This window comes from Xenorhabdus lircayensis, from assembly GCF_016306625.1.
Taxonomy (GTDB): Bacteria; Pseudomonadota; Gammaproteobacteria; order Enterobacterales; family Enterobacteriaceae; genus Xenorhabdus; species Xenorhabdus lircayensis.
Map to the genome: position 1 here is coordinate 31598 of NZ_JACOII010000010.1, position 18552 is coordinate 50149.

An 18552-nucleotide genomic window follows, 5' to 3' on the forward strand; every position below is an offset into this window, starting at 1 on the left:
CCATAATATTACATAGATCAACATAATAATTCGAATAAAATACATACACAGAACTTTATTCTATAATCTTCCTAAATGTTTACTAAATGACATTATATATAGATGAAATCAATGAATATCATGCTAAAAATTCATAAATTAAAAAATAATATATAATTAGCAACCTAATAATTATTATCATTATGTACATTTTGACTATGGTTTTTTTCACTAATGAAATAATTAATTAAGTTATATTTTCTTTACGTTAAAATATGTTTTTAATGTTGATTTATCCTTTATAATTCATATCGATAACAATAAAAACAAAGAATCAAATGGATGAGAATTAATTGATTAAAGTAAGATAAATGGTCGTTGATACATCTAATAGATTTGAAATGATGAAAGGTAAATAATTTACTCATAAATTATACCGGACAGTAATGTAATATACGCAATCCTTCGGCCGTTGGTTGCAAACGAATCACATCAGGCGGAGGAACATCCACCGAAGCGAGGCTCCCTGCAAACGCTGACAAATATCATCGAAAACAATCAGATTTTCATGCTGGAGAATGATTGAATGCCAATTTCACTAACATTTCCGGCACCCTAAGATTCACATACATCAGCGATAATACCGACAATCTGATTCATACCTTCCTCATGAACAACATGATAAAAAACAGAATAATACGAACCACCACGAATTATGAAAACACTTATCATTAATAAGGTTTTTTAGACGTATTTGTTTTATCCCAAGTTACTGCTAAGAAGCATAATTTTAATCAATAGAATTGATGCAATCATATAATCTATTATATTACACCTATAAAAAGAGAATTTAACTTCAAAATATAACCATTACACGACGAATAAAGCAGATTTAAATACTGAAATACAATCAATCAATTTAGCTCCTGTTATTTATTTTTTACTGAAAATATCAACTTCAAATGATATTCACATAGGGGTAATAAAAATCGGATAAAAATAATTGGGATATAGGAAAAAAGGTTAGCAGAAACACTTATTGCTGACTGAACTATGATGGCAATGAAAAATATTCATACTCAGTTTGGGTATTTTTTATTGAAATTAGCAAAATCACTGTAATTTATTTTTTTAATTTTATAAATTCCGCCATAAAAAAATACACAACCACATGATTTATAAATTAATTTCTTATAACATAACAACAAAATAATCCATTAGTATTATTATTGATGGATATAATGTCATATTAAAATCAAATATACGAAATTATTTTCTGAAAATTTCCCATTGATATAAATTCACGCAATACGTATTATTCTGCCTCTTCAAAAATGAAGAAACAAAAAGTTTTTCTTAATCAAAATTAAATCTCATTCCGTCTAGTTCTGCTGCTTGAAAAATCAATAAGCAGTATAAAAAGGGGATACCGTGTCATATCTTTATTTCCGGCCGATGGGCTATCATAGATATCGGTATAAACTGTTATCGTTATTTATATCACTAGGTTGTTTAATAACAACAAAAGCCGCACAAGCGGATTACGATGCATTAATTCAACAAGCCAGAAATGGTAATACTATCCCCGTGCTTGAATATATTCGTCAGGAAGAAAAACGGCATCATCTTTCTTCCTCACAAATTGCCGATGGGTTACAAGTTGCAAGCTGGGCCGGACATGACGACGAAGTCATTTCCCTCTGGCAACGTTACCGGTCAATGGCTATCCCCGTCAGAGGGATTACGGCCGCTGCACGAGCTTATCGCAATCAACGTCAATGGCCGCAAGCGCTTCAACTGTGGCGCACAGCCCTAATTTTCGAAGAACAAAACAGTGACATAAAAGCTGGCCTTATCATGACACTCGCTGATGCCAAACAGGACAAAGAAGCCCGCCGTCTGGCAAAGGATTTACTGGCGCACCAACCCAACGCCGCCAATTACCGTTTAATGGCCTATGTTGATCACGCTGCGGGTCGGCGATGGGATGCCATGCAAATGCTCTCTACCGCTCATGAGCAGTTTTCCGACAATAAAGACGTGACGCAGGACTATCTATTTAGCCTGAAAAACAGTCGAGTAAGTGGCCCTGCATGGCACTTAGGACAACAATACTCTACGCAATTTACCTCCGAACATCTGCGCAGGCTAGAAACCGACGCAGCAGCAGAATTGGTTCGCCTATCGATGATTCCCAATCGTAGCGAAAAGGAGCGGTTTGATATCGCCGACAGGGCACTTGCACGCTACGAACATATGCTCAATCAATGGCGTTCCCTACCTGATGCACAACAAGATTACCAACGAACACGTATTGATCGTCTCGGTGCCCTGCTCGCCCGCTATCGGATGCAAGAAGTCATCGATGAATATCAGACCTTAGAAAAAGAGGGGATAAATATCCCGGAATATGCGCAGAAATGGGCCTCCTCAGCCTATCTGAATCTACGTCAGCCTGACAAAGCACGGGATATTTTGCGCTCCTTGAATTACCCCAATGGGAGCATTCCATCGGGGGAGAAAGTATCGTCGGTTGGAAAAGCATCGTTATCCCATATCACTCCAGAGGATGACATCGTCCTTTTCTACGCTGATGTGGAAAGCGAACATCTAGATGAAGCACAGCAGCTTGCAACCCATATCAAGCAACGCAATGTTTATATGGTCAATGTTTTTGGCTCCCCCCTTCGCGTCCCTAATGATGGTTGGCTACAAGGTCAGCAGTTTTTGGCTGAGTCCGCACAATTACGTGAAGACCTTCCTGAAGCAGAAAAACGCTTTACCCATTTAGCCCGTACCGCTCCCGGTAATCAGAAATTGCGGGTTGATTTGGCCGCAATTTGGCTAGATCGTGGCTGGCCGCACCGTGCAGAAAGCGAACTGAAACAGATTGAAGGACTGGATCCCCGCAACCTATCGCTGGAAATCCAACAGGGTTATACCGCACTTACTCTGCAAGAATGGCACCAGATGGATCTGCTGGCCGATGATGTCATCACCCGCGCGCCAGAAAATATGCTTGCTAAACGCTTTGACCGCCTGCGCAATGTGCATCATATGTCAGAACTGCGCCTCAAGGTCAATCGGGGCATTGATTCCGATAGTCCGAAAAGCGGTAAGCACAGTTCAGATATTGATGTTGTACTCTATAGCCCGCCTATTAATGATAATTGGCGCTTATTTGCCGGTGGTGCTTACAACCGCAGTCAATTTTCAGAAGGCCAAGGTTTGAACCGTGATTTGCGTGGTGGCGTGGAGTGGCGTTCACGGGATCTTTGGCTAGAAGGAGAAGTTGCCGCTCGTGACTACCGTCATGGTGGCAAAGTAAGCTTACGCATTGCGGGATGGCATGATTTCAATGACCAATGGCGTCTGGGCGGCTCGGCAGAACGTCTTGCCCGTAACACCCCCCTGCGCGCATTGAGTAATAATATTCACGCCAATGGTGGTCAAATTTATACTCGCTGGAGATACAGCGAACGCAGTCAATGGACAGCGCGTTTTGCCCCTTCATTTTTCTCTGATGGCAATCATCGGTTTGAATATGGTATCAACGGCCTCCAGCGCCTATATACCACACCTTACCTTAAGCTTAATGCGACGTTGGAACTGAGCACAACTCACAATAGCCATCAACAAAATACCCCTTATTTCAATCCCAAAAGCGATTTTTCGTTCCTGCCTGAACTGGAAGCCGATCACATCATATACCGGCATTATCAAACCGTCTGGAGTCAGCAATTGATGGCAGGTGTGGGGCAATATTGGCAGCAAGATCATGGCAATGGCTTGATCACAATGGTGGGATACGGCCAGCGCATTAAATGGAATGACGTCATTGATGCAGGAGTGAGGATCACGCTGGATAAACGACCTTACGACGGTAAACGAGAAAGTAATTTGCAAGCTGCTTTTGACTTAATCTATCGGTTCTAAAGGATTTTTTATGACACACAACGTTTTTCGCCATTGGTTGATGATATTGGCACTGCTGATTAGCCTGCTCATTCCCCAGCTCCGCATGATGGCATATGCAGAAAAACCTGACTTCGTTCCACCAGCACAACGCTCTCTTTCCATGAACGAACGCCCTTGGCCACAAAATGGTTACGTGGTTCTGGCTTACCATGATATTGAGGATGATGGTGCTGACCAACGTTTTATGTCAGTCCGTACCAGCGCACTGAACGATCAATTTGCATGGTTGCGGGAAAATGGCTACCAACCTGTTACAGTCGATCAAATCCTTACCGCCAATCAGGGAGGTACTCCGTTGCCTCCCAAGGCGGTATTGCTGACTTTCGATGATGGCTATAGCAGCTTTTACCGCCGAGTCTTTCCTTTACTTAAAGCCTATAATTGGCCAGCAATTCTGGCTCCTGTAGGGATCTGGATCGATGCCCCCGCCGGAAAGCCCGTTAATTTTGGTGGATTGATGGTGCCACGGGAACGTTTCACCACATGGGAACAAGTCTCCGAAATGTCTCGCTCTGGTTTAGTGGAAATAGGTTCCCACACCTATCAGCATCATTATGGCGCGGCCGGTAATCCACAAGGAAATACAGAGCCTGCCGCTGCCATTCGTATTTACGATCCGAAAACAGGTAAATATGAAAGTGATCACGCGTTTCGCCAACGGATGGAAAAGGACATATCCACGATCACTCAAAGGATCGTCGCCGCCACTGGCAAGCAGCCACGCGTCTGGGTCTGGCCTTATGGCATGGATAACGGTGTTACACTGGAGATAGCCAAACGTTACGGCTACAAGATGGCATTGACGCTGGACAATGGGCTGGCGGATGTCAACGACCTTGATAACATTCCCCGTATATTGCTCACCAATAACCCTTCTCTGAAAGAGTTCGCCGAACAGGTGATTCAGGTGCAGAATAAGCGCATCTTGCGGATTGCCCACATTGATCTGGACTATGTTTATGATCCTGATCCCGTTCAACAGGCCAGCAATCTTGACAAACTCGTACAGCGTATTTCCGATCTCCGCGTCAATACCGTTTTTCTGCAAGCCTTTGCCGATCCCAAAGGCGATGGCAATGTGCGTGAGCTCTACTTCCCTAATCGCTGGCTACCGATGCGGGCAGATTTATTTAACCGCGTCTCTTGGCAACTGCACAGTCGATTGAATATTGACGTTTATGCGTGGATGCCAGTTCTGGCATTTGAGCTAGAACCTTCACACCCGCGTGTGATGAGCTATGACGAAAGTAATAACAAGCTGTTTGTGAATCCAACGCAATACCGTCGCCTGTCTCCCTATAACCCAGATAACCGCCAGAAAATTAAAGAGATTTATCAGGATTTGGCTGCCCATGCCATTTTTCAGGGCATCCTGTATCACGATGATGCGGTCATGTCGGATTTTGAAGATGCCGGCCCAGATGCCATAAAGGCTTATCAAGCGGCTGGCTTACCTGCTTCCATCCCAGCCATTCGTCAGGATCCTGAACAATTCACTCGTTGGACTCGTTTCAAAAGCCAATATCTGGTTGCCTTTACCCATGAACTAACTCAGGAACTCAAGTCAATACGGGGTTATCAGATCAAAACCGCACGCAATATTTTTGCCATGCCGATTCTGGAGCCGGACAGCGAAGAGTGGTTTGCCCAAAATCTGGATGATTTCCTCGCTCATTACGATTGGGTTGCCCCGATGGCGATGCCATTGATGGAAAATGTGCCTCTATCAGAAAGCAATCAATGGCTATCCCGCCTGGTGAAAATCATTGCACAACGCCCACAAGCGCTAGACAAAACCGTTTTTGAACTCCAATCCGTAGATTGGCGCAAGCCGATGAATAAAAGAGCGATACCCGGACATCAATTAACAGAATGGATGCGTCAATTACAACTCAATGGTGCGCAGAGTTTTGGTTACTACCCTGATGACTTTCTCAATAATCAACCAGAAATAAACCAGGTTCGCCCTGTTCTTTCTCCAGAATGGTATCCACTTAATGATTGATCGTATTCTTGCTTTTATCGTGCTCTGCCTTGTATTGAGCATCCCTCTTGGTATTGCTGTGACCTTTACCGGTGAAGTCATGCTGAACTTTGTCTTTTTCTGGCCGCTGTTCATGTCTGCCATTTGGATCTCAGGGGGAATCTATTTCTGGTTCTATCGGGAAAGACATTGGAAAATCGTTGATAAAGAAACCCTGCATCTTGCAGGTGAGCCTCTGATTTCAATTTTAATCCCTTGCTATAATGAGGGACCAAATGTTCGCGAAACACTGCTGGCAGCATTGAACCAGCGCTATCCCAATATTGAAGTGATCGCAATCAATGATGGTTCAACCGACAGTACCGCTGATGAACTCAATGCCATGGCGAAGCAGCATCAAACCTTGAGAGTCATACACCTGAAACAGAATCAAGGAAAAGCCACCGCTCTTCAGGCAGGTGCTGCCGCAGCTAACAGTGATTATCTGGTCTGTATTGATGGCGATGCCCTACTGGATCGTGATGCCGCCGTCTGGCTGGTCAAGCCTATGATTGATCACCCCCGTGTTGGCGCAGTTACTGGCAATCCTCGTGTTCGAACACGATCCACTTTAGTCGGGCGCGTTCAGGTTGGGGAATTTTCCTCCATCATTGGCCTGATCAAACGTACCCAACGGGTTTATGGCCAAGTATTTACCGTTTCTGGCGTCGTAGCTGCCTTTAACCGCAGGGCGCTTGCTGACGTTGGCTATTGGAGCAATGACATGATCACGGAAGATATTGATGTCAGTTGGAAGCTCCAGTTACACCACTGGTCTATCTTCTTCGAACCCCGTGCCATTTGCTGGATCTTGATGCCTGAAACCCTGCGTGGATTGTGGAAACAGCGGTTACGCTGGGCACAGGGTGGAGCCGAAGTCTTCCTGAAAAACCTACGTAAACTGTGGTCATGGGAATATCGCCGCATGTGGGTGTTATTTGCGGAATTCTGCTGTTCTGTTATCTGGTCATTTACGTTTGCCCTTTCCATCATTTTATTTTTTCTCGGCATGCTCATCACATTACCGGAGAACATTCGCGTCTATACGCTATTTCCACCCGGATATACGGGATTGGTACTGGCAGCTACCTGCCTGATTCAATTTACCGTCAGTTTAGTGATTGAACGACGCTATGAAAAACACGTTGCATCATCGCTTTTCTGGGTGATTTGGTATCCGATGGTCTATTGGATGCTAAATCTATTTACGACACTGGTATCTTTCCCCAAAGTGATGCTCAAGGTACGCAGAAAACGTGCCCGCTGGGAAAGCCCTGATCGGGGAATAGAGAGAATCGAATAATGAAAGATCCATTGATTTTTACTGAACAAAGATTATCACCTCGCCTGATTGATATCCTGCTGACTATTCTGGCTTGGGTTGGTTTTATCTATTTATTCACGCTGGGATTATTTAACTCCCCCCATAATGGCCCCAGCCCCTTTACTTCAGTATCCACTTTAGAGCTAGAGTCAATTACTCTTTATATCGCTATTGCCCTATTTAACGCACTCTTGCTCATTGGCTGGGCAAAATACAATCAACAACGATTTAGTATAGAACGTCGCCGCCATCAACCCGCTTTAACTCATGCAGAAATGGCAAAAAGTTTTATTTTGGAAAAAAAATTATTAGATGCCTTAAGACAAAGCAAAGTTTCCAGTATCACTTATGACAATCATGGACATATAATAGGTATCAATGAAAATCCATCAATACAGAGATAACAATCTATTAATCACAAATAGATATTATCCCTCAAAGTTACCAGTTTAATTCCAAATAATACCATTTTGTTAGCAATAGTTTTTACAACCTATCTCAGCCGGTATCACTAACACCAGGATGGGATAGGTTCTAACTGAGAACATACTTTATCAATAACTTCAACACTATTATTGACATTATATGAAAGGCAAATACTGGGACTCGTTATGCAAATGATTGAACGGACTCATCATCTTTGTAAGCGTATTATGTTTAAACGTTGTGTTTCCAGATTATTTCTACGGGTACTGACGACCTTGTGCTTAATCAACATGATATGTAATTCAACAGTAATGGCCATGCCTGACACCAATGAAAAGCTAAAACTCAATGAAAATGTGGCACGGGTAGTTTCTGGGATTATCAGTTATACACACTGGCCTGCCACACCAACCGCCCTGCGTTTATGCCTGGTTCCCCCATCTAATTACATTAGCGTCTTAACCCACATTAATATGATTTCTGATCACACAGAATTGCAAATAGAAACCCTGAATTTCAACGTAGAGCAATTAATAGAAAAATGTGATGTTATTTACTATGGTCAAGTCGAGCCACAACTCCAACACCAAGTGATTAGCCAAAAAAATGGCAAGCCACTGCTTACTATTGCTGAAAGTAACCCGCACTGTGAAATCGGCAGCGCATTTTGTCTTAATATTAACAGCACTCAGGCAACATTTAGCCTTAATTTCGATATTCTGACACGCAGTGGCGTACGCGTAAATCCGAACGTCCTGCAATTGGCACGTAAGGTGGAATAATCTGTATGAAAAAGCGTTATTCACTGATGCCATCACGCCCTACCCTGCGCCAGGCTTTTCACCGGATCCACCTGATTATTACGTTTATCATATTATCCGTAGTGGGCGTGTTTCTCTCTTTATTGGCATTGCTCGCTATGCAGAAATATGCCGAAAATAACCTGAAGCTGATCTCCACAACTATTGCTCATACGGCACAAGCTGCCGTAGTCTTCCAGGATAAAACCGCCGCAACCGAAATATTGAACTTGATTGCGATTCATGATGGTTTTACAGAAGCTAAGATTTTTGATGCCAAACAGCAAGTGTTAGCAAGCTGGCAAGCCAATCAGGAAACCCGTACTGGTAATTTCAAAAAATTAGTCGAGCGCTGGCTTTTCCCTGACCCCCTTATTCTGCCAATTTACCATCATCAGCAAAAAGTAGGGGCAGTCTGGTTAATTGGCAACAGCGACCACATAATCCAATTTATTTATCAGGCTCTGTTGGTGCTATTCGTCTGCCTGTTGTTCAGTGCTGTAATTTCACTTTACCTCTCCCTGCGCATGCACGATGGTATTGTCAGAGCCTTGCAGAACATTACGGTCGTTGCCCATGACGTCCGGCAACGCCGAGCGTTTTCACGGCGCGTGCCCTCTGCCCATATTGCTGAACTGCACGAGCTAAGCCAAGTTTTTAACCATCTGCTCGAAGAACTGGAAGAGTGGCAACATCACCTGCAAACAGAAAAGGCCGTTTTAACCTGGCAGGCACAACATGACTCCCTGACAGGCTTACCAAACCGAGCAACCTTTGAGCGTGTCCTTTCAACCGTCATGAATGATAAATTCATGCGTGAGAGTGCAGCTATATTGTTTATTGATGGTAACAGACTGAAATATGTCAACGACGTCTATGGACATGCTGCTGGCGATCACGTTCTTGTCACTATCGCCGCCACCTTAAAAAGAAGGGTAAGAAAAACAGACACCGTCGCCCGGCTTGGTGGGGATGAATTCGCCATCTTATTACCCTCCGCCAATCTGGAAAATGCAGAATGCGTCGCGAAAAATATCATCCATGCCATGGACACTCCCATTCTTCTTCCCAACGGCTCACACCTACGTATCACACTCAGTATTGGCATCGCCTTATCCAACGGTGATTTAACGGCAGAACAACTGCTGTCTGAAGCTGACGCAGCTATGTATCACATTAAACAACGAGGCGGTGGCTGGCATTCCGCTGATACAGCAAAATTAAACTACCTATCAAGGAACTCATTATGAGCAAAAATCGTTCTTTTATATTTATCTGCGCGTTTATTGGCACCCTTTTCCTCAGTGCCTGCCAGAATAAAGGGGCTCTAACAGCCGCACAAATCGCCGCACTCAAACAACAAGGATTTCACCAAACCGATGAAGGTTGGTTATTTGGCATGTCAGAAAAAGTGCTGTTTGGCAATAACCAATTTCATTTGCGCCCAGAAGGTGAAGCAAAACTAAAAGAACTATCAGGTATTTTGTCCAAAGTTGGCATTCACCACGCCCGCCTTGATGGTCATACTGACAACTACGGAGAGGTAAGTTACAACAATCAGTTATCTCTGAAACGCGCTAACACAGTTGCAGATGCCCTGACACAAGGAGGTATGCAGCGCTCTAACCTAATAACCCGTGGATTGGGGCCAAGCCAGCCTATCGCCGATAACCGGAACTCAAAAGGCCGGGCAGAAAATCGCCGAGTTGCCATTGTAATAACGACACCATAATAATTTATCTTCCTTGCCACGGACGGCAGCAACATTCTATTTATTTAGATTACCTCCGCCAATGAAGAAATTTTTTGCTCAGATCTTGCCGTATAACCCTATAGCTATTTCCTGTCTCCAATTTCTTCCTGTAACATAGCCGACATTGTTTTCTCAAAGAGAGAATCTCTTTCTTTGTAAGCAATACGTTAATAAAAATTTACACATTTAGATAACAAGTCTACTGTTGAGTAATGAGCTTTATCAAAAAGGAGAAATGATGGGGCTGAATCTGAAATCATCCCGATCTCTGTATTGGATGTTTGTGATGTTATTCATCACCATCACTGCCAACACAGGATTTATATTCTGGAGATTATTTTCCAATTATCAGGATAATATCCAACCAGATGTGGAATTAGAGTGTATGTTTATTTTGCTATCTCTCCTCACTCTCTTATCTGCGATGTTTTTCTATAAATACACCAAAACTATCACTCTCCCAGAATACCGCCTGAAAAAAGCGATTAAAAACAAGCAATTCATTCCCTACATACAGCCCATTATTTGCAGCAAAAACAACGATATCATTGGATGTGAGATCCTTGCCCGCTGGCAACATCCGACTCATGGACTATTAACACCAAATAAATTTATCGCACAGATTGAAAAATCAGATCTCATTATTCCCTTAACTCATAACCTAATCATCCAAGTACAAGATTACTTCGCGCCTATTGCCCATCAATTACCTGAACATTTCCATTTCAATTTCAATATCAGCGCAAGACATTATAAAGACACCCATTTGGTGGATAACTGCCTGAACTTTATTAAAGCCTTTCCGGAAGATTCCATCAGGCTGATTTTGGAAATTACCGAACGAGAATTATTGGAGCCAGACGAGCATACAATTAGTTTATTCAATAAGTTGGATGAATTAGGCGTATTAATCGCACTGGACGATTTTGGCACGGGTTATTCTAATTACAATTATTTACAAAAATTTAACGTTAACTTAGTGAAAATTGGACATAGCTTTGTTAGCAAAATGAATACAGATATGATTTCAAAACATATTGTTGAGAATATTATTGACCTTGCTCTGCGATTAAATCTGGAAATTGTGGCAGAAGGAATCGAGAACCAAAAACAAGTCAATCAATTGAAAAACTATTCTGTCGATTATTTGCAGGGGTATTACTTTGATCATCCAGTGCCATTGGAAGAGTTTGTGAAGAAGTGGTTGTGATAGGGGTTTCCCTGTCAGAATGATTGGCACAACTTGAAGATAGCCAAATCTGATGTATTGATACTATTGTGTCATATTTTCAGCTCCGACCATTTTTGTTCCATATGCTGATCAATCGTAGCAGCCAATGGCTTATCTATCCCTAATTCATTGGCAAGCGACTTAAAACCGCGAGTTTCATCGTAAATCTCTTCAAACATACTTACTAAAGGATTTACGCTGGAAAACCCTGCCTACCCCGCTAATTACTCCAACGTTGCCGGAGTGATAACTTTACCATTTCCGTTAAACGAAGTCATATGTTCGTCATAATGTGATGGCATATATACCACATCATAAAATGGAGAAACCCGCCAATTATCAGCATCATCGGCCAGAAAAGCAAAGTTTTTAGCGTGGTCATCCTGATTAACGGTAAGATAGTTAAACAAAGCACGTTTCACCAATTTTTGCGCTTCTTCTATACCACACAGGTGCCTTGTGGCTTTGACCAAATCAATATAATCCAAAGAGGGTTCCCTGAATGGTGCATCCAGCAATCCACAAGCTGAAATCATGTGATAGCGGCCCTGTGCCAAACAATCAAACCGAGTTTGCTGTAACCAAAAATTCCCATTTTCCGCATCTAACAATTCAAAATCAGGCACTTCAATCCCAACATTTCTAGCCATTTTCATATAGGCATATTCAACAAGGCTTTCTGAATGCTTCAAAGAAAATCGATCAGACGTCAATTTAATAATCAATTTTCCCCCAATGGCGTCAGCATGGGTTGAAAATCGACCATCAGCGCATTTTGTCACATTGAGTTTAAGACCGGCACCACCAGAACCACTGGCATCCATAAGGGACCTAAGAAAATCCATTTCTGTACCTTCAAATTCTTTAACCGCCTCTTTGCCAAGCGTGATGAGATCGATATCTCTCTCATCCGTATCAGAAAAAGATGTTACAGGCTCATCGTAAAGTGCACCAGAACATCGTTCACCAATATAAGCCAACCGTTCTAAGGCAGTCACCATTTTGGAATTATAGCCAATTGCCCTACAAGCATACTGCTGCCATCAGAAAATTTCCTTTTGACATTCAATGGAGTATTAAGCATTTTTTAGTACCTCAGCAATCGAGGTTGGCTCGCGCTTACATTCTTTAGTGAGTTCATGTAGCGGATGTAACTCACCAATCGCTTCCGATAACATAAGAAACTGCCGTAATGAAATGTTACCTGTACGCTCAAATTTCCTAATGGTGCTATACGGAACGCTTGGCCAAGTCTTCAACGGACAATTTTTGTTGTTTACGTTGCCGCTTGATAAAGTCTTTTAATTCATGCTGCACATCATAGGCAGTGTAGAGAGAAAACACTGGAGTTACTCCTGTCACTATTATAACAATAATGCAGTAATTATAACGCAAATTGTCACCATAATGACAATTTTAGATAAATGAGTTGCCTCCGGTGGTGATGACAAACAGCAATAATGATTTCTCAAGAATTTTTATGAGATTTTTGAATAAATTGCCCACTCTTTTTTTGATTTCTGAGCTATTTTTCCCCAAATTCCTTGAATAAAGCATTATATTTTTTATTTTTAATCAAACCCCGCTCTCCCCAATTAGGGCTTTTGAGCTTTTATACATAACATCAATGAAAAATTAAATATAGCATATTTCTTTCTTTGATATTCTCGACTTACCAAGTTCATTCAATACTATTGGTAATTTATGTAAAAATACATAACCATCATGTTGAAATTCAACCAAAACTTTATTCAGAGGTGATATGAAAAATGTATCACCATCAAAAAAACAACTCGAGTTCAACTTAAAATAACTTTCAACAAAATCATCGATGTTATTTATATCCATTAAATAAACTTTATCTTTTGTATAAGAATCTTCATTAATTATAAAAACATCACTGGAAAGGTATTTTTTGAAATTGATATTCTCTAATATTTCAGAATCATCCATTCGCTCCCAACCCTCTATCTTACTTAAAAATGCAAACCTATTCTCTTGTGCAAAGCCGACGTAATTAAGTAATATCAATTCTCCACCGATAATAGGATGCAATATTAAATCAGCTTTATCCATAGTGTACTTTTTATAGCCATCCATACTATGTACCTTTGATTTTTAAAAAAATTATTTAACAATACATAAAATAATTCAATATTTCTACCTGGTTTAAAGGCATTTTTGGCTTCATTTAAGCTCATTGAATGAGTCCCTTTAGAATAATCAGGCTCCTGATATTGAATAGGATCATCTTACAATTCACAAATAAGGAAAATATCATATTCACCAAGGAACTCAAAAAACGTCTTATTGCAACATGGGCAAGGGCATTTAAATAGGATTATATTAACTTATAATGATCAATCAAAACTATTTACTCTGTAATATATTAAAGTTATATTTCATCTAAAATTATACTGAAACCCTAAATTTTTCGACATTGAAAGTTCGAAAACAAATCTCTTTTCAACACAATTATCTTCAGCATTCATATCATCAAAACAAAGAAGATCTGAATCTTCATCTTCTCCATTATCAACCTTATATCCATTCTCTATATCAACAAAGATGACTTCATAACTTCCATCATAATCTGGGCGCGGAACATCATATCTTTCTTTTAGCATCTCTTTATTCTTATTCCACCAATGCACTTTACCCCAATTTGTCAAAGGGAAGTTTTTTACTAACACAACACGATATCCACTTCCCGGAGTCATATCATGGGCACCGATTATTTCTACAGCAAAAATAAACAAATAAGAAATATAAATGGCGATAATAAAAATAGCCAGCATCAATACTTTTTTCTTAATAATCTTTATTATTTTATTTTTTATGACTGTTGTTATAGATGGGAATTATAACCTCCTTAAATAATATAATTCATTATTATGAATACGTGCTCGTTTACTTCAAGAGTAATAATGTTGCTCTTATTATGCGAAACTGCCTATCATAAAATTAGTCTATTTTTGATAGCTATCAGGAATAGAATGGATAAGACCAGCACTACAAGGACAGGTAGCCCGACTATCCAAAGTCCCTGCTAATTTAGTTCCTTTATCCAAAAAAGATCCGACCCCTCCCACAATGGCATAATTTCCCGAATATCTGCCACAAGTCACAGTAGAACCTTCAATTGCAGCTTGTTTTCCGTAAAATTTAATGTTGCTGGTTCCTGTTAAGATCGCACCACCGCACGTAGTTTTATCTCCAACTGTCAAAAAATTTCCTTTTGCCATTTGATTTCCTCTCGTTTTAAGTTCAATTTGTAGTGAAACAACTAATCACATTTGAATTTAACACCTAAATATTTTAGTCAACTTTCTTGGTTCAAAGAATATTTATTCTACACCTTGTCTTCTGACAGTATCAACCTAAGTAATCTCTTTTAATGGAAAGAATACAGAATAATATATTGATTTTATCGGGTTATAGCAGTTCATATTGAGTTTAGATACTTTTATCAATTCCTTAGAAATACGATTTCCTCTAACAAATTGTGAATTTTACTTTCATCTAATTCAGGATCATATTTTATTAAATATGATCCTGATTCCAATTTACTGATAATGACGAATATTTAAATAATACCCAATAACTTTATCATGCATTTCAATGGATTTTGAAAAAGAAAATGTTTTACGAGTCAGCCTTGCCAAATGCTGGCGCAAGTTCAGGTTATGCCTCTCTATGCGCTGTGTATAACGCTTACTGATGACATGAAGTTTCCCCGCCAGTTCCTTTTCATAACCCTGCCAGCCATCAGTCATGTAGAGCACAATTTCGAAAGGCGCCAACGAGGCTTACCCTTTGATTTCACGTATGACCACTGCTCATCCATTTCGCAGCAAACAACGACTTCCGAGCCAGGAGAAATAGCTTCTGTGACTTGTTTTGGCTGGAATTTTTTAAGTAGCGAAGCACCACCGTATTGAGTCCAATTCCATCACTTGCGCGGTTGCCCGACATCCAGACCCATTCATAGCCATTCATAGCCATCTTAACAATTTGCTGATGTGACACGCAGTATAAGTAAATTCAAGTTGCCAGGTATGACGACAAGATTGGCAGATGATGACCAGAGCGAGAGCGGCCATTGCGGTGAATGCCTTTGACAGCACGACAGGATAGACAAACAACATCAATCTTTGCCATCTGAATATTCTCCAAATAGGGGTATTATACATAATCAGCAAATTGATATCATCACCTAAAAACCAAGAAGTGATATTAAACGATCACCAAATGAAATAAAAAACAAAATACAAATATCATTAATGATATTTGATTTTAGAATTATTTCTGATTTAGAGAGATAGACTAAAATAGAGGTAAAAAAATAAGCCTAATGCAAGAGGATATTTCATGCATTAATCATTAGGCTTTTAAATATAAATACTTTCTCCAAAAATCCTAAAATTTATGTTTATATCAATAGAGTGATATAAATCACATTATGAAAAATCCCCAGATTGTGAGTCTGGGGATTGCAGGTTTTTTGTTAATGAACTATTTGTTAACGAACTATTTATTAACGAACCAAATGTAAAAAGTGAATGTGTTTCTCGTATTGATCCAAAATATCATGAATGATCTGTTCTTGAGTCCACCCCATCAGATCGTAATCCTGTCCACCTTCTTTAAGGTAAACTTCCGCACGATAATATTTTTGTTCCTCACTTCTTTCATCATCTTCCAAACCCGCAAGGGCGAATGTAGGCTGTATATAACCTCTTAGACGAACTTCGTACACAAAATTGAGGTTTTCGCCAAAGTCCACTTCCAGATGAATTCGTCCATCCATTTCATCATTGATCACAGCGACTTTGTTCTGTTTCCCTAGCTCGTCAGCCACCATTCCCATTGCCTGTTGGATGACTTCGTTCATAAAACGTTTCACCTGCGAGCGCTTAGGGTAATAGACGATATTTCTTAACCTCCGCTGCCACGGAATCGGATTGCGACTGGCTGGAGGCGCAATCGTAGTCATTTGCTGGCTGTCTTTCTTGTATGCGTCAACCCGTAATGCTTTGAGCAAACCATAGATCGATATCAATAGGATGACCGAGAAAGGAAGCGCACTGGCGATCGTTACCGTTTGCAAGGCAGATAAGCCCCCGGCAAGCAATAACGCAATGGCAACAACGCCCATCAAGCCAGCCCAGAAAATCCGTTGCCAGACGGGTGTATTATGAGCACCGCCAGAAGCCAATGTGTCAACCACCATTGCACCAGAGTCCGCAGAGGTGACAAAAAACATCACGACCATTGCCATGGCAATGAATGACAGAACAGTCGGAAACGGGAAGTGTTCCAAGAAGCTAAATAGCGCCAGAGAGACATCTGTCTGTACTACGTTGGCTAATTCTTTTGCCCCTTTATTAGAAATCAGATCGATGGCGCTATTACCGAATGCCGTCATCCACATCAGGGTAAAACCACTGGGTACAAATAAGACGCCTGTCACAAATTCCCTGATTGTCCGGCCTCGGGAAACCCTCGCGATAAACATGCCAACAAATGGAGACCATGATAACCACCATCCCCAGTACAGTAATGTCCATCCCCCCAACCAATTGCTGGATTTGGGTTCATAGGCATAAAGATTAAACGTTTTACTGACAATTTCCGAAAGGTAGCCGCCCGTGTTTTCCACAAAGGATTTCAGCAGCAGGACGGTTGGCCCCAAAGCAACAACCAGAATCAACAATAAACACGCCAACCCCAAATTCAATTCAGATAGAATGCGAATGCCTTTATCCAGACCGGAAACAACGGAAAGGGTCGCCAGAGCAGTAATCGCAATAATCAGTACAACCTGTACGGTTTCATTGATAGGTAAACCAAACAAATGGTTAAGACCCGCATTAACCTGAAGAACGCCATATCCCAGAGAGGTGGCAACACCAAATACCGTACCAATAACAGCGAAGATATCCACGGCATGACCAATCGGTCCATAAATTTTATCGCCAATAATCGGATACAATGCAGAGCGCAAAGTTAAAGGCAAACCGTGTCGATAACTAAAAAATGCCAGAATTAATGCCACAATGGCATAAATTGCCCAAGCATGAAGCCCCCAATGGAAGAAAGTCAGCTTCATGGCCTGCTTCGCAGCAGCAATCGTTTCAGGCGTCTCCACCGGAGGTGACAGGTAATGCATGACCGGTTCGGCTACACCAAAAAACATCAGCCCGATCCCCATACCCGCAGAAAAAAGCATGGCAAACCAGGAAAAATAACTGAAATCTGGTTCAGCATGGTCGGGGCCCAGTTTTATATTGCCATATCTGGACAAGCCCAGATAAGTGACCGAAAGTAAAATCAAAGCCACAGTAAGGATATAAAACCAACTGGCGTTAATAAAAATATCCTGCTGCAAAGCTTTAAACCATCGGTCGGCAAGTTCGGGTTTCAAACCAGCGAATGTCACCAGTGCAATGACTAAAAACGCCGAGAAGAAAAAAACTGGTGGGTTAATGTAAGTTTTAGTCTTTACCTGACCAGTATTATCTTGACTCATAATTATCCTTCAAAATTAGTGTCCGACACTATCTCCTATTTACTCCAATAAGCAATTTTTGCAGAGATTTCGATAAGATACATATAATCCTGATAAAGGGTTATATACCTTGCAGGCATCTTGTGTTCATAATTCACTCAGCCCACACTAAAGGCCACCTTAACATAAAAGTAAAAGCAACTGTACTTACAGAGGGGTATATAGATTTACATTGAAGGTGTTGGTTACATTGTGAAATGAATACATTCAAACCAGTTTGGGGTAATTACGTTGTCTAGATATACAATCAAAAAACATGACGAAAAAATACTTAATGCTTTACGTCGGTTAGATAATCGCTCTCTCTTAGGTTTTTTTACAATCCCTTTGATACTTTATCTTATAGGTGGGAAAGAACTGGCTAAAATTACTCTCATTATTTGGTCATGTATTAAATGGTTAGATCATGGTGTTGAAAATAATGTTCACGTTCAATAAAAGTTCCTATCACTTTATCGTGCATTTCC

14 protein-coding genes and 1 pseudogene are annotated in these 18552 nt (G+C 40.9%); 8 read left to right on the forward strand and 7 right to left on the reverse strand.

The annotated features are described in order from the left end of the window. The first annotated feature begins 1410 nt into the window (after positions 1-1410). The 8 genes from pgaA (at position 1411) to H8A87_RS01330 (ending at position 11493) form a co-directional block, all read left to right on the forward strand. Positions 1411-3915 (forward strand): poly-beta-1,6 N-acetyl-D-glucosamine export porin PgaA, encoded by a 2505-nt coding sequence (pgaA, locus tag H8A87_RS01295; protein WP_198688221.1) that lies wholly within the window; start codon positions 1411-1413, stop codon positions 3913-3915. 10 nt (positions 3916-3925) lie between these two features. Next, positions 3926-5962, forward strand: a complete 2037-nt coding sequence (gene pgaB, locus H8A87_RS01300) for a poly-beta-1,6-N-acetyl-D-glucosamine N-deacetylase PgaB (RefSeq protein WP_198688222.1) — start codon at positions 3926-3928, stop codon at positions 5960-5962. After that, positions 5955-7283 (forward strand): poly-beta-1,6-N-acetyl-D-glucosamine synthase, encoded by a 1329-nt coding sequence (pgaC, locus tag H8A87_RS01305; RefSeq protein WP_198688223.1) that lies wholly within the window; start codon positions 5955-5957, stop codon positions 7281-7283. The genes pgaB and pgaC overlap by 8 nt, the downstream gene beginning before the upstream one ends. After that, complete coding sequence (gene pgaD, locus H8A87_RS01310) at positions 7283-7708, forward strand: poly-beta-1,6-N-acetyl-D-glucosamine biosynthesis protein PgaD (RefSeq protein WP_198688224.1); 426 nt, start codon at positions 7283-7285, stop codon at positions 7706-7708. Before pgaC ends, pgaD begins: the two co-directional genes overlap by 1 nt. Positions 7709-7915: 207 nt before the next feature. Further along, on the forward strand, positions 7916-8512 hold the full coding sequence (locus H8A87_RS01315; RefSeq protein WP_198688225.1) for a YfiR family protein: 597 nt from the start codon (positions 7916-7918) through the stop codon (positions 8510-8512). 5 nt (positions 8513-8517) lie between these two features. Continuing rightward, positions 8518-9780, forward strand: coding sequence for a diguanylate cyclase domain-containing protein (locus H8A87_RS01320; RefSeq protein ID WP_198688226.1), 1263 nt, complete (start codon positions 8518-8520; stop codon positions 9778-9780). Then, positions 9777-10262, forward strand: a complete 486-nt coding sequence (locus tag H8A87_RS01325) for an OmpA family protein (RefSeq protein WP_198688227.1) — start codon at positions 9777-9779, stop codon at positions 10260-10262. The genes H8A87_RS01320 and H8A87_RS01325 overlap by 4 nt, the downstream gene beginning before the upstream one ends. Before the next feature lie 256 nt (positions 10263-10518). Continuing rightward, positions 10519-11493 carry a cyclic diguanylate phosphodiesterase gene (locus H8A87_RS01330; RefSeq protein ID WP_232370009.1) on the forward strand — a complete coding sequence of 325 codons (975 nt, stop codon included), beginning with the start codon at positions 10519-10521 and terminating at the stop codon, positions 11491-11493. 245 nt (positions 11494-11738) lie between these two features. Here the strand turns inward: H8A87_RS01330 and H8A87_RS01335 are convergent, their stop codons facing one another. The 7 genes and pseudogenes from H8A87_RS01335 to betT all read right to left on the reverse strand — a co-directional run bounded on the left by H8A87_RS01335 (position 11739) and on the right by betT (position 18046). Continuing rightward, positions 11739-12515, reverse strand: a complete 777-nt coding sequence (locus H8A87_RS01335) for a type II toxin-antitoxin system HipA family toxin (RefSeq protein ID WP_232370010.1) — start codon at positions 12513-12515, stop codon at positions 11739-11741. Positions 12516-13149: 634 nt separating this feature from the next. Further along, the gene (locus H8A87_RS01340) at positions 13150-13614 is read right to left on the reverse strand and encodes a hypothetical protein (protein WP_198688228.1); all 465 of its coding nucleotides are present in this window, start codon (positions 13612-13614) and stop codon (positions 13150-13152) included. 302 nt (positions 13615-13916) lie between these two features. Continuing rightward, positions 13917-14312 (reverse strand): DUF943 family protein, encoded by a 396-nt coding sequence (locus H8A87_RS01345; RefSeq protein ID WP_232370015.1) that lies wholly within the window; start codon positions 14310-14312, stop codon positions 13917-13919. 171 nt (positions 14313-14483) lie between these two features. Further along, positions 14484-14759: a PAAR domain-containing protein gene (locus H8A87_RS01350; protein ID WP_198688230.1), complete on the reverse strand. Its 276-nt coding sequence runs from the start codon at positions 14757-14759 to the stop codon at positions 14484-14486. Between the two features lie 321 nt (positions 14760-15080). Next, a pseudogene (locus tag H8A87_RS20370) lies at positions 15081-15361 on the reverse strand (IS1 family transposase). Further along, a complete protein-coding gene (locus H8A87_RS20375; protein WP_408646855.1) occupies positions 15337-15519 on the reverse strand; it encodes a hypothetical protein in 183 nt (60 codons plus the stop codon). Before H8A87_RS20375 ends, H8A87_RS20370 begins: the two are co-directional and overlap by 25 nt. A gap of 532 nt (positions 15520-16051) precedes the next feature. Beyond that, entirely contained in the window at positions 16052-18046 is a 1995-nt protein-coding gene (gene betT, locus H8A87_RS01360; protein WP_198688231.1) for a choline BCCT transporter BetT, read from the reverse strand. Positions 18047-18552 lie beyond the last annotated feature (506 nt).

What these genes read in the sequence shown, in the direction of transcription:
- pgaD (WP_198688224.1), top strand. Translation starts at nt 7,283, where the DNA reads ATGAAAGATCCATTGATTTTTACTGAACAAAGATTATCACCTCGCCTG.
- H8A87_RS20375 (WP_408646855.1), bottom strand. Translation starts at nt 15,519, where the DNA reads ATGGCTATGAATGGCTATGAATGGGTCTGGATGTCGGGCAACCGCGCA.
- pgaB (WP_198688222.1), top strand. Translation starts at nt 3,926, where the DNA reads ATGACACACAACGTTTTTCGCCATTGGTTGATGATATTGGCACTGCTG.
- H8A87_RS01350 (WP_198688230.1), bottom strand. Translation starts at nt 14,759, where the DNA reads ATGGCAAAAGGAAATTTTTTGACAGTTGGAGATAAAACTACGTGCGGT.
- pgaC (WP_198688223.1), top strand. Translation starts at nt 5,955, where the DNA reads ATGATTGATCGTATTCTTGCTTTTATCGTGCTCTGCCTTGTATTGAGC.
- H8A87_RS01330 (WP_232370009.1), top strand. Translation starts at nt 10,519, where the DNA reads ATGATGGGGCTGAATCTGAAATCATCCCGATCTCTGTATTGGATGTTT.
- H8A87_RS01315 (WP_198688225.1), top strand. Translation starts at nt 7,916, where the DNA reads ATGCAAATGATTGAACGGACTCATCATCTTTGTAAGCGTATTATGTTT.
- H8A87_RS01345 (WP_232370015.1), bottom strand. Translation starts at nt 14,312, where the DNA reads ATGCTGGCTATTTTTATTATCGCCATTTATATTTCTTATTTGTTTATT.
- H8A87_RS01340 (WP_198688228.1), bottom strand. Translation starts at nt 13,614, where the DNA reads ATGGATGGCTATAAAAAGTACACTATGGATAAAGCTGATTTAATATTG.
- H8A87_RS01325 (WP_198688227.1), top strand. Translation starts at nt 9,777, where the DNA reads ATGAGCAAAAATCGTTCTTTTATATTTATCTGCGCGTTTATTGGCACC.
- H8A87_RS01320 (WP_198688226.1), top strand. Translation starts at nt 8,518, where the DNA reads ATGAAAAAGCGTTATTCACTGATGCCATCACGCCCTACCCTGCGCCAG.
- betT (WP_198688231.1), bottom strand. Translation starts at nt 18,046, where the DNA reads ATGAGTCAAGATAATACTGGTCAGGTAAAGACTAAAACTTACATTAAC.
- H8A87_RS01335 (WP_232370010.1), bottom strand. Translation starts at nt 12,515, where the DNA reads ATGGTGACTGCCTTAGAACGGTTGGCTTATATTGGTGAACGATGTTCT.